The organism is Ruminococcus sp., assembly GCF_017650195.1.
GTDB lineage: Bacteria > Bacillota > Clostridia > Oscillospirales > Ruminococcaceae > Ruminococcus.
In genome coordinates, this window is sequence record NZ_JAGCFH010000222.1 from 1 (window position 1) to 13,663 (window position 13,663).

Here is a 13,663-nt window from a genome sequence, read left to right on the forward strand (position 1 = left end):
TAAGAAATAAAACAAGAAATATCATATATAATGCTTCGGAGTATAAATCTGCGGGATATTCAGGAGAAAACGGCAAATATACTCCAAATTATGGATCTGCGGGATATTCAGGAGAAAACGGCAAATATACTCCAAATTATGGATCTGCGGGATATTCAGGAGGAAACAGCAAATATACTCCAAATTATGGATCTGCGGGATATTCAGGAGAAAACAGCAAATATACTCCAAAAATGACCAAAACAAGTGCTGTTGTTCTTTCCCTTGTCATCATTGCTACAATGATCGGTGGAATAATGTTTTTTAAGTATGATACCAATCTGAAAAAGAAGTGTACTTATAAAACGACTGCCATAGTATCGCGTATCATTGAGAATTCGGATCCCGACGGTGATACCTATGCTCCTGTGTATTCCTATGAATACAACGGCAAAGAGTACACTGCCCAGAGCCGGGTATATTCATCGAGACTGAAGGTACGTAAGGGCGATAAGGTGGAATTCTATCTGGATCCGAACGATCCTCAAACCTATTACTGTCCCAAGGAGACTTCGGGCAAATCATTTGGGGTAATACTGTTTATATTCAGTGGTATCTGCATTGCTGCGATGGTAGTGTATATCAAGGATATTATAAGCAAAAAAGGATCCGGCTCGGATTATTATTGACGGCATACCCTTTTGCTTTAGTTACTGTACAGCCTTTATTTTGAAAGGAAAATACCATGGTTCTAAGTCTAATAATGTTATCCATTGTTATGGTATTTTTGATTATTTTATTTATATTTCTTATATTTGAAATGATCAAAGAGAAAAAAAGAAAGCAGCGCTGTACTGCCATGGTTACAGCAGAAGTAGTCGGTTTTACCAGTGTCAGTTTTTATGACAGTGAGAACCAGACATATTATACTAAAGAGGCACCTCTTTATGAGTATTCCTGCAATGGTGAATTATGCAGACTTGCAGGTAGCACCGACAGTAGGTGGGTCAGGAAGATGAAAATTGGTTCGCAGGTTGAAGTTTTTGTGGATCCTGATAATCCGAAATCATTTTTTTGTCCTGAGGAAATACGTTTTGTTAGGAGACGTAATATAAAGATCGCATGTTGGATCATTGGATTTATGCTACTGGTAACCCTGGCAATTGCTATCCCTGTGTGGTATGCTCAACATGCATTAAACGAATTCGGTTCGTATTACCAAGGATAAACCTTAGAAAATTGAAGTTTTTTCGAAGCTGTAGATTAAAAATACTTGTAAATCACAAATTGGGAAATGTATGATGAGCGGCAGTGGCAGTCATCGCCGATAATTTGAAGCGCCGCAGTGATAAAAGCAGCAGAATAAGGAGATGAGGAAATGAAAATAGTGTTTATCTTGTTTCCATCTATTTTTATATTGGCCGGCGCTTGGGGAATAATAAACAGGAAAAAGTGTACAGAGAATGTTGAAGCCGAGGTCATCGGTATTAATTCTAGCTGTGACAGTGACGGAAGTGTATCGCGTTATCCTGTTTTCGGGTATAGTTTCGGAGAAAATGATTACAGGTGCGAGAGCAGTTTGTCTTCTTCATTTTGCCGGTTACATGTGGGCGAGCGGGGAGAGCTTTATATTGACCCAGAGGATCCTGAGGATTTTTATTGTCTCAAGGAAACGATACATAAAGTTCTTATTAACTTGGTATTTGCGGAATGGGGGTATTTTTACTGTCCAAGTTTATAAAAGTTTTTATCTGATTTTTGTTCAGTTTTTGTGTATAGCAGTAAATTTTCAGAGTCTGTTTTTGAAAACATCAATAAGTATATAGAACACGGTCTGCTCATGTGCATATAAACAACAGTTGACTGCGTTGATATAGATGACAAATCCATTTATAATATTTAAGATACGGAGGAATCTAAAAATGGGAAAATGTATGATAATCGGCTGCGGCGGCGTTGCGTCCGTAGCTATCCACAAGTGCTGTCAGAACAGCGAGGTATTTGAGAGTATAATGATAGCGAGCCGTACCAAGTCAAAGTGCGACGCGCTGAAGGAAAAGCTCCAGCCTACAACCAAGACTGTCATCGAGACAGCAAAGGTGAACGCTGACAATGTTGACGAGCTCGTTGCTCTTATCAACAGTTACAAGCCGGACGTAGTCCTGAATCTTGCTCTTCCTTATCAGGATCTTACCATAATGGATGCCTGCCTCGCAACAAAGACTCACTACGTTGATACTGCCAACTATGAGCCTCTTGATACAGCTAAATTTGAGTATAAGTGGCAGTGGGCTTATCGTGAGAGATTCGAGAAGGCTGGCATCACAGCTCTTCTCGGAAGCGGCTTTGATCCCGGCGTTACTGGAGTATTCTCAGCTTATGCCATGAAGCATGAGTTCGACGAGATAAACTATATAGATATCCTCGACTGCAACGGCGGCGACCACGGCTACCCGTTCGCTACAAACTTCAACCCGGAGATAAATATCCGTGAGGTATCTGCAAAGGGCAGCTACATCGAGGACGGCAAGTGGGTAGAGACAGAGCCTATGGAGATAAAGAGAGTCTATAACTTCAAGGGCGTTGGCGAAAAGGATATGTACCTCCTTCACCACGAGGAGCTGGAGTCCCTTGCGCTCAATATCAAGGGAATCAAGCGTATACGCTTCTTCATGACCTTCGGTCAGAGTTACCTCACACACCTCAAGTGTCTTGAGAATGTGGGCATGACCTCTATCGAGCCGATCATGTATGAGGGTAAGGAGATAGTTCCTCTCCAGTTCCTTAAGGCTGTGCTTCCCGATCCTGCTTCACTGGGCCCGAGAACTGTGGGCAAGACCAATATCGGCTGTATCTTCCGCGGAAAGAAGGACGGCAAGGACAAGAACTACTACCTTTACAATATATGCGATCATCAGGAGTGCTACAGGGAGGTGGGCTCACAGGCTATATCCTATACCACAGGCGTTCCCGCTATGATAGGCGCTATGATGATAATGACAGGCACATGGAAGAAGGCAGGAGTATACAACATAGAGGAGTTCGACCCGGATCCGTTCATGGAGGCTCTTAACAAGTGGGGACTCCCATGGGAGGAGGATTTTGATCCTACGCTTGTTGACTGATCCTAAGCTAAGAAAAAAGGCGGTATACACGCTCTTTGCAGTGTATGTCCTGCTTGCTCTCAATATACTGTTTTTCATAAGGAGCAGCCTGTGGAGCTATTACACCTACGGAGAATACTTCCGTGAAAACACGAATTTCGTGCCCTTCCGTACTGTAGCGGAGTTTATGAGCTATATGCGAGACAGGAACAGCTATTACCATGATATGTCCTTTGACAATCTGGTGGGAAATATCCTTATATTCCTGCCGTCAGGAGTTTTTCTGCCTGCCCTGTGGAAAAAGCAGCGGAGATTCAGGGCGTTTGCGCTTACTACAGCGGCTTTGATAATCGGCGTTGAGGCTGTACAGTTCCTTACCATGTGCGGAAGCTGCGATATTGACGACTTTATACTAAACTTTTTCGGAGCTGTCATAGGATATACACTTTCAAGGCTTAAAATTATAAGGAAGCTGATGTTCATCAGCAAAGAATAGGAAACCGGAGGAATTAAAAATGAATTTTATAAATGGCTTAAAGAGAGGCTCAGCCATTGCTGTTGCAGCTGCAATGCTGCTGCTCACAGGCTGTGGAAAGTCACTGGACAATCTTCCCGACCAGAATGAGGCAAATGTACAATCAGGCAATACCATAGTACTTACCCTTCATCCAGATCAGGCACCCATTACCTGTGAGAACTTCGCGAAGCTTGTAAAACAGGGCTTTTATGACGGACTTACCTTTCATCGTGTCGTTGACGGCTTCATGGCGCAGGGCGGCGACCCTAAGGGCGACGGTACAGGCGGTAACGAGGTAGATAATATCAAGGGAGAATTCAAAGCAAACGGCGTGAACAACGAGCTCTCGCATCAGCGCGGAGTAGTGTCTATGGCTCGTGCTACGGATTATGACAGCGCTTCATGTCAGTTCTTTATATGCTACAACGGACAGTACGCTGATACTCTCGACGGTAACTACGCTGCATTTGCAAATGTTACCGAGGGTATGGAGGTAGTGGACGACTTTACAAAGGTTGACCGTGACTTAAACAGCATTGGCGAGATCGCTATACCGAAAACGCCTATCGTTATGGAGAAGGTGGAGATGATAGACCCTGATGAGAGCGGTTCTCCGAGGGTAAAGATCACCATGAATAACTTCATAACCGAGAACAAGTAATATGTTTGATACTTCAAAGCTGCCGACTCCATGCTATATAGTAGACGAGTCGGCGCTTGTTCACAATCTGGAGATACTGCGCGGAGTTTCCGAAAGGACTGGGGCGAAGATACTCCTTGCACAGAAGGCTTTCTCATGTTATCATCTCTATCCGCTCATTGGTGAGTATCTTGCAGGCACGGCCAGCAGCGGACTTTTTGAGGCAAAGCTGGGACATGATGAAATGGGAAAGGAAAATCACGTTTTCTCCGCGGCTTACCGCGAAAGCGAGATAGACGAGATAATATCATACTGCGGACATATCATATTTAACTCCTTCACTCAGCTGGATAAGTATCGTGATCGAGTTCTTGCGGCTGGAAAAAAAATAGGTCTTCGCATAAATCCCGAGTGCTCCACACAGGAGGGACATGAGATATATGACCCATGCTCGCCAAAATCAAGGCTTGGTATCACACGCAGGAGTTTTATGGCAGACGATATTGCAGGAGTAACGGGACTTCATTTTCACACTCTCTGCGAACAGAACTCCGATGCCCTTGAAACGACCCTTGACGCGGTGGAGGAGATGTTCGGGGATATACTGCCGAAGATGAAATGGATAAACTTCGGAGGCGGACATCATATTACCCGTGAGGATTACGATATACCGCGGTTGGAAAGATGTATACGCCGGATGCATGAAAAGTATGGGTTGGAGGTCTTTCTTGAACCCGGCGAAGCCATAGCACTCAATGCGGGATGGCTTGTTACGGAGGTGCTCGACCTTACGGAGAACGATATGCCCATAGCTATACTCGATACCTCGGCAGCATGTCATATGCCCGATGTACTGGAAATGCCATACCGTCCGCCTCTTATGGGCTCGGGTGAAAAGGGCGAGAAGAAATACAGCTATCGTCTTGGCTCTCAAACATGTCTTGCAGGCGACGTTATAGGAGAGTACTCCTTTGATGAGCCGCTTCACATCGGTGACATGCTCGTATTCGGAGATATGGCTATATACTCAATGGTCAAAAACAATACCTTCAACGGTATGCCGCTGCCTGCCATACTTTTGCTGAAAAAGGACGGCAACTTTGAAACTCTTCGTAGCTTTGGTTATGAAGACTTTAAGGAGAGACTATAATGACCAATATATACTTTGTACGCCACGCGCAGCCTGACCACAGTTATGCTGACGCGGCGCTCCGTCCTCTGACTGAGGAGGGTATGAGGGATACGATCAGGGTAGTTGAAGCCATGAAGGACATACATCTTGATTACGCTATATCAAGTCCATATAAGCGCAGCTATGATACTATAAAGCAGACTGCGATCGTATCAGCGGCAAAAACAGCAATAATCCCGAGATGTTTCAAAAACGCTGGGCTGATCTCAGTTTCTGTGAGCCCGGAGGCGAGTGTCTGAATTCGGTAATGGAAAGGAATAGTGCTGCCGTAAATGATATCCTTACTACACACAGGGATGAAAATATCATGGTGGGAACTCACGGAACGGCTCTCAGCACAATACTCCACTATTATAACAAAAGCTTCGGAGTTGATGATTTCCTTCGTATCATAGACTTCATGCCTTATGTCATAAGGCTTGGCTTTGTGGGGGTTGACTGCGTTGAAAAAGAGGAGATACTCATAGTAGAAAAAGAATTCAAGGGTGAAAATAACCATTGAAAAAGGAGAGCTATGCCGATTCCATTAGCGGAAAATGGAAAACAAACAGAACAGAGAAAAAGCCGGTACTTTTATGTATCGGCTTTTATTATAATTAAAGAATTCCGTATATGCAGCAATAAAAAGCATACTTATTTCACATTTGGTCGATTATCATTTAAGTTGTTTAAATAATCTTTCAAATAGACGCTTGCCGCTTTATCATTTTTTGTTATTTCATTTAAATATTTATATATATCCTCGTTATCTTCATTATAACTTTGTAAAGAAATATAAGTATCATATTTTTTTACTTTACAGAATTTAGTGCTACACAATGAATATATTGTAACGTTTTCTGTATCGCATAGAAGTATGATATTTTCATCAGGATTATAATAATTTATTCTACATGAAAAGTGTTTTTTTTCGTCCCATAAAAAAGTTTTTCCATGCAAATCGTTATACGTATGAATGATAAATTCATCCCCTAACTCGGTTGTGACTCTGCGAGTATTTCCTTTTTCTGTTTTTTCACGCTGATAACTGATCCAGCAACCTGTTCCTAAAAATAATATTAATATTAAAAGGAATATAGCTTTACCTTTCATCTTCTTTTTCCTTCCCAATATTAAAGATTGAAGATATCCAAGCCAATCAGATACATTTTATGCTGTCCTATTTAGTTGAGATTTTTGAAAGTGGATAGTTAATTAGTTTGCTGAGCTTACATTATTTAAACTATATCGCTGCAGGCGATACCACAACTTTCAATTAAATCATGATTTGGCGTAGTAAAACTGTGATTTATAGGAATATGTATTTGAGTACGAAAAGTAACGCGAGTATGTACATTATCGGGTTTATCTCCTTGCGCTTTCCACACACAAGATTAATTACCACATAAGATATAACGCCTATGGATATACCTTCAGATATACTGTAGAAAAGCGGCATTGCTATTACGCAGAGATATGCTGGGATAGCTGATGTATAGCTATTTTCGTCAACTCTTATCTCCGAAACCGTGCAGAACATAAGGAAGCCTACAAGTATGAGTGCGGGAGCTGTTGCAAATGCCGGTATAGCAATGAATATAGGTGCAAGGAACATTGAGAGCAGAAAAAGTACTGCCGTTGTAAGAGCTGTGAGACCTGTTCTGCCGCCTGCTGCTGCACCTGCCGAGGACTCAACAAAAGTTGTCGTTGTTGAAGTACCCAGTACAGCGCCTGCCGTAGTTGCAACAGCGTCAGCCATGAGAGCCGGACGTATAGCCGGAAGCTTTCCCTCCTTGTCGAGAAGTCCTGCTTTTGTGCTTACACCGATAAGCGTACCGAGAGTGTCGAACAAATCGACGAATAGGAAGGAGAATATTACAACGATGAAGTTGAATATGCCTACAGCGTCAAAATCTACCTTGAAGCACTGTCCGAAGGTATCGCCCAGCTTTGAAAAGTCCGTCATGCTGAATGAGGGGATAAGCGAGTAAGCTTCTGCGGCAGCGTCTGGTACATACAGTCCCGTGAGTTCACAGAGTATGCCGAGCAGCCATGTAACTATAATGCCTATCAGTATCGCGCCCCTTACTCTCTTTATGTAGAGCACTGACATGAGGAGTAACCCTATAACGGCAAGTAGTGCGCATATCCCAGTTGTATGGAAATTGTCGCGGAAGCTGACCAGCTGTACAAGAGTGGCAGAATCCACAGCAAGTCCTGCGTTTTGAAGCCCTATAAAGGCAATGAACAGACCTATTCCCACTGATACAGCCCTTTTGAGTGAAAGGGGTATGGCGTCGAATATCGCTTCTCTGACCTTGGTAAGGGAGAGTACTATAAATATTATACCTTCGATGAATACTGCAAGGAGGGCAACCTGCCACGGATAGCCGAGGTTTCCGCATACTGTGTAAGCCATATAGGCATTAAGTCCCATACCTGCCGAAAGAGCAAATGGGAGATTTGCCATGAAAGCCATACACATAGTGCCTATAAAGGAGGCAAGACAGGTCGCAAGGAGAACAGCTGTGCTGTCCATGCCAGTTGCTGAGAGTATACTTGGGTTTACGGCGAGGATATAAGCCATTGTCATAAATGTAGTTATACCGGCAGCTATTTCTGTCTTTACATTTGTGTCGCGTTCCTTAAGTTTGAATATCTTTTCAAGCATATAAGCCACCTCATTCTGCAAATTCTGCTATGTACGGGAGATTACGGTAAAACTCGCCGTAGTCGAGACCATAGCCGATAACAAAGTAATCAGGGATAGTAAAAAGTGAGTAGTCCGCTTTAAGTTCTACAACCCGACGGTCGGGCTTGTCGAGAAGGGTTATGACTCTCAGTGAGAGGGGATTGCGGACCTTCAGCAGCTTGATTATTTCATTTAAGGTACGTCCGGTATCTATTATATCCTCGATGATTATGACATGGTAATTGCTGATATCGTGCTTAAGATCCATTGTTATCTCAACGTGTCCTGAGGACTGTGTGCCCTCGAAGTAGCTCTTTGCAGCCATGAAGGCTATCTCGCAAGGAACTGTCACCTCACGACAGAGGTCAGCCATGAATATAAAGGCTCCCTTGAGTATACTGACAAGTAACACTGGAGAGCCGTCGTAGACAGAATTTATCATAGCTCCGGCTTTTTTTATTTCTTCCTTTATCTCTTCCTCCGTAATGATAATGCGTTTGATCTTGCTTTTCCAGTCTTCGGTGCTGTCAAATTTCATATAACTCCTCCTATGCTGTGATTTTGCGCTGGCAAAAAATATAATCATACAATTATTATATCATGCTGGTACTGATTGTCAATACATTTCACATAGAGGAGTTTGACTGAAAGCCAATTGCGTTTCCTGATTTTAACCAGGTCCGTTTGCTTAAAAATCCGGCTTAAAATGGAAATATAGCCAAAGAGCAGACAAGGTCATTGTGCATACTGCCAAATCGTTTGACCGTTTTCAGACAATTATTTACAACTCTGACTATCCGTGTTATAATTATGGTGTATAGGTGCATATTCTGATGATCCTTTCGCTGTGGGTATCAGGAAAGCACCGGCTAGTGAGACCGGCTGTGCTTTAGGCAGCGCAGTCAGGAAATGAAAAGGAGAAAAAGACATGGTTAGTAAAACAAGAAAGCTTGCTTTGCAGCTTTTTGCCTTTGCAGCCGCCTTTTTCGTACTGCTTGCGTATATATCGGCTATAGTACCGGTAAAGGCAAACGCGGCAGGTACGGATCTGTATGTGGGCTACTCCGGCAGAAGCAACAACTTTTCAACAGTGCAGGCGGCTGTTGACAAGGCGGCAAGTCTCAATCCGTCATCGGAATCCACACGAGTAACGATACATATTGCTCCCGGTACATACCGTCAGCAGGTCATCGTTCAGACCCCCTTCATAACCTTTATCAATGACGAGCCTGACAAGGGTGACGCAGTGCTTACATGGTATTACGGAATAGGCTATAAGTACTATAGCGCAAACTCCAAGGGGTATTACGATTCCAGTCTTGCAGCTTCAAAGAGCAGTAAAAACGTAGCTAATTACCGCTGGGGCGCTACTGTGCAGCTATGGCCAAAGGCTACGAACTTCAAGGCTGAGAATATAGTTTTCGAGAATTCCTTCAATAGGTATATCACCCAGGAGGAGATCAATGACGGTGTCGAGCTCACAGGCGACACCTCCGTCACAAAGATAACTCAGGTGAGAAACAGCTGGACAGACGTAAAGGCAAAGGCTGCCACAGAGCGTGCAGCTGCGCTTTCCGTGGATACGGGCTACGCCGAGTTCCTGAACTGTAAGTTTTTGTCAAGTCAGGATACCCTTTATACTGGCGGTTCTCCCCAGTATTACAAGAACTGCCTCATTGAAGGACAGACTGACTATATCTTCGGCGGAAGTAATGCTGTATTTGACAGCTGTGAGCTCCGCTGGAAGGGCTACAGCAGCGGTTCTGTAGGCGGCTACATTACAGCTGCAAGAGAACAGGGAAGCCCCTATACAGGTTATCTCTTCAAGGACTGCAAGGTAACAGCGAATCCCGACCTTACTGTAAGTGCGGGATATCTCGGCAGACCATGGGGACAAACAGCAAAGGTGCTCTTCGTGAATACCGCTCTCCAGAACAGCAATATGATAACTGCAGCAGGCTGGACGTCAATGAGCGGCGTTGAGCCGGAAAGTGTCGACGGATTCAAGGAGAATGGCACAAAACTCTCAAACGGTCAGCGTGTTGACCTTTCACAGCGTAGGGGACATACAGTCTCCGACAGCGACGCTGCGAATATTAGTATACAGAGCTATATGAACAATTGGACGCCTTCATATATCAACGGCGTGAGCAGCAGCTCAGGTAGCGGAGACAGCAGCCAGGGTTCCTCAAATATCGAAGGTGCTATAAAGACCTGTGGAGGATGGTTCGAGGAAGCATTCGTTGAGTGGGACAGCTCAAAGCTTGGCAATAATGTAAAGGTAAGCTATGCTCTGGCAGGTACATCAGATTATACGGCTGTTGACTCCGAGCTTATTCGCGGTTCAAGAGTCGATATCCCAGGACTTAAAGGAAATACTAGCTATACCGTGAATATCCAGGGCTCAAACGGTTCTACCGCATGTACCGTAAAGACTATGGCTTTCGACAGGAGCGGCTATGCTCACTGGAACAATAACAGCGGAGTAGGCGCCTATAACAACGACGGTACTCTCAAATCGGGAGTTACAGTGATATACGTTACCAATTCAAATAAGGACACTATAACCTATAACGGTCAGACGGGTCTTTATAATATCTTCTACAACGGCAAGCCCAAGAATGTGGACTTCCGTCTTATAGGCAGCATTGACGTTCCTTATGGAGCAAAGGCGAACGACGGTCAGCAGAATGACGGCTCCAATATGCTCTATCTCCAGAATGGCGAGAACGTAACTATCGAAGGTATCGGTTATGATACCTCACTCAACCAGTGGGGCTTCGAGATGAAGCGTTCGGCAAGCTGCGAGGTACGCAATCTCTGGCTGGGCAAGTATCCCGATGACGGAGTATCAATGTCGGGTTCATCAGACCACAAGTCTACGAATATGTGGATACACAATAATACTATCGAGAAAGGTTATAATGCTTTTGCCGGTAACGGTATAGTTGACGATGACAAGTCGGACGGCGACGGCTCTCTCGATATTAAGTGGTCTGAGTATGTAACAGTATCTTACAATGTTTTCAAGGACGCTCACAAGACCTCTCTTGTAGGCGGTTCAACAAGTCATCAGCAGGACTGGATAACCTACCACCACAACTGGTTCAATAATACCGAGTCCCGTAATCCCCGTGCAAGAAATGCGCACGTTCACAGCTATAACAACTACTTTTATAACAACAAGCAGTACGGTATCGGAGCTTCCTATAATTCAAAGGTATTCTCCGAAGCCAACTACTATGAGAACACAAATCTGCCCCTTGACGCTGTGAATATGGGCAACGACCAGTACTCCGGCACTATCAAGTCCTACGGTGACAAGTTCGTGAGCTGCAATATGGGCAGTTCTCTTGCCTATCAGACAGTGAACTCGCGCAATGACAAGGCATACATAAACAATCTTCAGGGTGGCGGCGACGGCTACGACAACTTCGATACAGATTCCTCGAAGATATACAGCAGCTACAGCGTGACCTCTGCGGATACGGCCAAGTCAGATGTTGCTGCTTACGCTGGAAGAATGCAGAACAAGTCTTACAATACAGGAACAGTTTCCGAGGGCAGTGATGTTCCTCCGATATATGATGAGTATATCAGAAGTCCGCTTATCACAAGGCTTGGTGTTCTTGACGCGAGCTACGGCTCACAGTGGTCCATTGCAGAGAGCTTTGCAATAGGTGACAAGGCTTTCAGCGACCGCGAGCACGTTATCGCCTCTGTTACCTCCGATATACTCGGCGGCGAGCATATACTCACAGCCTGCAACTCAAAGAATACGGATTCCGACCTTGCAGTGCTCACAGCAGCCAAGGATATCACGGTATATGTGGCTCTTGACGAGAGAGTTACAACTCCTCCCTCATGGCTCGGCAAATTTACAAGGCTGAGGGAGATAGTGGAGATAAACGACAGCGAGGAGATAAGACCCTTTGACGTTTACGCTATAGAAGTAAACGCAGGTGATTCTCTTACTCTTGGTACAAACGGCATGAGTGGAGCCTGCATGAACTATACGGTATTCATAAAGGAAAGGGTAAAAGAAACTACCACGACCACTACTACAACTACTACGACAACGACTACAACTACAACAACGACTACAACTACAACAACTACCACTACGACGACTACTCAACCTCCTGTACAGGGAATGGCAGGCGACACTAACTGTGACAGTATAGTTGACCTGTCTGATGCAGTCCTCATTATGCAGGCGCTGGCTAACCCGAATAAGTACGGCGTAAATGGCAGCGACTCACGTCACATCACAGAGCAGGGCACTACAAATGGGGATGTTGAGGGCGGAAACGGTATCACTTCAAATGACGCACTTGCTATACAGCGTTATCTGCTCCATCTTGTAACATCACTTCCGATAGAATAATAAAAAGCCGAGTGTTCAATTAAGCACTCGGCTTTTTATGATATACAAACGTATTGTTCTGTATTGCAGGATCAGTATTTAATGCAACTGCCTAAAAGCTTGCCGTCGCTGCCGCGGATACACATAAAGCTAGGTCCTTCGCTCCACGCGACAACACCGCCTTTTCCGTCCTCTCTCTTCCAGCTCGGTGAGGTAGGGTAGAGATACCATGTGTCATAGTCTTCGTAATAATTAGCAACGATTGGCGGATTTTCTCTTATGTACTTAGTACCGTCGGAGCTTGCAGGCTCTTTTTCAAGCCAGTCTATATACTCCTGACCTTTAGCCTTGAGAAGTACCTCTCTTGCCTTATCTATAACGTCCTGCTCGTCAGCGATGCTTCCGAGCACCCTGTCGATTTGGATGGTACCGGCTTCATAGACCATATAGTTTTCGAGGGTCTTATAGTCAACTAATTCACCGTCTGGGGTATAATGCTTTAATGTACCGTCCGGCTGGTGATTGAGATAGAAATAGTTATAATTTTCTCTCAGCTCATTGATAGCTTTTAGTATCTTTTTGTCTTCTGCGTCAGGATCAGGCTCGGTTGCGGGGGCGGTTGGCGCCTCGGTCATTCTTTCAGTTGTTGTTGTGGCAGTAGCTGTAGTAGTCGCAGTTGTTGTGGAGGTTGTTTTTGTAGTGGTGGTAGATTTTGTCGTTGTTGTCGTTGCAGATGTTGTTGTACTGGTTGTTGCATTGACTTCTGTGGTTATGGGAGTATCTGTTGTGGTTACAGTTGTATCAGAGTTGTGGTCTTCAGTTATTCCCTGAGTACATGATGCGAGGAGAATGGTGCTTATTATAAGCGGAACAATGTACTTTTTTCTCATATCTTATCACCTCATAAAAAATATAAAAAGGGCTACACTTTGGTGTAGCCCTGATATTTACTGATTATTCAGCGTCCTCAGCAGGAACTTCTTCTGTTTCAACTTCCTCTTCGTCAGCCTCGTCCTCGTTTTCAAGGAGAGCACGCATAGAAATGCTGATTCTCTTTGACTCTTCGTCGACATCAATGATCTTAACGTCAACAACATCGCCTACAGTAAGAACGTCCTTGACATTCTCTACTTTCTGGTCAGCGATCTGTGAGATGTGGATAAGACCGTCAACGCCGTCGATAATCTGAGCAAA

General features: G+C 44.4%; 15 protein-coding genes. 10 read left to right on the forward strand and 5 right to left on the reverse strand.

The features are described from left to right. The 9 genes from J6U00_RS10165 to J6U00_RS15195 all read left to right on the forward strand — a co-directional run. Nucleotides 1-668 (forward strand): DUF3592 domain-containing protein (locus J6U00_RS10165; RefSeq protein WP_296581536.1); only part of this gene is annotated, 668 nt, incomplete at its 5' end. A gap of 56 nt (nucleotides 669-724) precedes the next feature. Next, the gene (locus tag J6U00_RS10170; RefSeq protein WP_296581537.1) at nucleotides 725-1,207 is read left to right on the forward strand and encodes a DUF3592 domain-containing protein; all 483 of its coding nucleotides are present in this window, start codon (nucleotides 725-727) and stop codon (nucleotides 1,205-1,207) included. A 150-nt stretch (nucleotides 1,208-1,357) separates the two neighbouring features. Beyond that, nucleotides 1,358-1,720, forward strand: a complete 363-nt coding sequence (locus J6U00_RS10175; protein WP_296581539.1) for a DUF3592 domain-containing protein — start codon at nucleotides 1,358-1,360, stop codon at nucleotides 1,718-1,720. Between the two features lie 181 nt (nucleotides 1,721-1,901). After that, entirely contained in the window at nucleotides 1,902-3,104 is a 1,203-nt protein-coding gene (locus J6U00_RS10180) for a saccharopine dehydrogenase family protein (RefSeq protein WP_296581541.1), read from the forward strand. Continuing rightward, nucleotides 3,082-3,579, forward strand: a complete 498-nt coding sequence (locus J6U00_RS10185; protein ID WP_296581543.1) for a VanZ family protein — start codon at nucleotides 3,082-3,084, stop codon at nucleotides 3,577-3,579. Before J6U00_RS10180 ends, J6U00_RS10185 begins: the two co-directional genes overlap by 23 nt. Nucleotides 3,580-3,598: 19 nt before the next feature. Continuing rightward, nucleotides 3,599-4,261, forward strand: a complete 663-nt coding sequence (locus J6U00_RS10190; RefSeq protein WP_296581545.1) for a peptidylprolyl isomerase — start codon at nucleotides 3,599-3,601, stop codon at nucleotides 4,259-4,261. A gap of 1 nt (nucleotide 4,262) precedes the next feature. Further along, the gene (gene nspC, locus J6U00_RS10195; RefSeq protein WP_296581546.1) at nucleotides 4,263-5,390 is read left to right on the forward strand and encodes a carboxynorspermidine decarboxylase; all 1,128 of its coding nucleotides are present in this window, start codon (nucleotides 4,263-4,265) and stop codon (nucleotides 5,388-5,390) included. Next, nucleotides 5,390-5,671, forward strand: a complete 282-nt coding sequence (locus J6U00_RS15190; RefSeq protein WP_365718734.1) for a histidine phosphatase family protein — start codon at nucleotides 5,390-5,392, stop codon at nucleotides 5,669-5,671. Before nspC ends, J6U00_RS15190 begins: the two co-directional genes overlap by 1 nt. Then, nucleotides 5,614-5,934: a histidine phosphatase family protein gene (locus J6U00_RS15195; protein ID WP_365718737.1), complete on the forward strand. Its 321-nt coding sequence runs from the start codon at nucleotides 5,614-5,616 to the stop codon at nucleotides 5,932-5,934. The genes J6U00_RS15190 and J6U00_RS15195 overlap by 58 nt, the downstream gene beginning before the upstream one ends. Nucleotides 5,935-6,065: 131 nt before the next feature. Here the strand turns inward: J6U00_RS15195 and J6U00_RS10205 are convergent, their stop codons facing one another. The 3 genes from J6U00_RS10205 to hpt form a co-directional block, all read right to left on the reverse strand. Then, nucleotides 6,066-6,524: a hypothetical protein gene (locus J6U00_RS10205; RefSeq protein WP_296581547.1), complete on the reverse strand. Its 459-nt coding sequence runs from the start codon at nucleotides 6,522-6,524 to the stop codon at nucleotides 6,066-6,068. A 196-nt stretch (nucleotides 6,525-6,720) separates the two neighbouring features. After that, nucleotides 6,721-8,082: an NCS2 family permease gene (locus J6U00_RS10210; RefSeq protein ID WP_296581548.1), complete on the reverse strand. Its 1,362-nt coding sequence runs from the start codon at nucleotides 8,080-8,082 to the stop codon at nucleotides 6,721-6,723. Nucleotides 8,083-8,092: 10 nt separating this feature from the next. After that, the gene (hpt, locus tag J6U00_RS10215; protein ID WP_296581549.1) at nucleotides 8,093-8,641 is read right to left on the reverse strand and encodes a hypoxanthine phosphoribosyltransferase; all 549 of its coding nucleotides are present in this window, start codon (nucleotides 8,639-8,641) and stop codon (nucleotides 8,093-8,095) included. 390 nt (nucleotides 8,642-9,031) lie between these two features. Between hpt and J6U00_RS10220 the strand changes: the two genes are divergently transcribed. Continuing rightward, nucleotides 9,032-12,490 (forward strand): pectinesterase family protein, encoded by a 3,459-nt coding sequence (locus tag J6U00_RS10220; protein WP_296581552.1) that lies wholly within the window; start codon nucleotides 9,032-9,034, stop codon nucleotides 12,488-12,490. A 71-nt stretch (nucleotides 12,491-12,561) separates the two neighbouring features. Here J6U00_RS10220 and J6U00_RS10225 read toward each other — a convergent pair whose 3' ends face one another. Both J6U00_RS10225 and J6U00_RS10230 read right to left on the reverse strand, forming a co-directional pair. Beyond that, nucleotides 12,562-13,359 (reverse strand): hypothetical protein, encoded by a 798-nt coding sequence (locus tag J6U00_RS10225; RefSeq protein ID WP_296581553.1) that lies wholly within the window; start codon nucleotides 13,357-13,359, stop codon nucleotides 12,562-12,564. Between the two features lie 64 nt (nucleotides 13,360-13,423). After that, a partial coding sequence (locus J6U00_RS10230; RefSeq protein WP_296581554.1) for a S1 RNA-binding domain-containing protein occupies nucleotides 13,424-13,663 on the reverse strand: 240 nt, incomplete at its 5' end.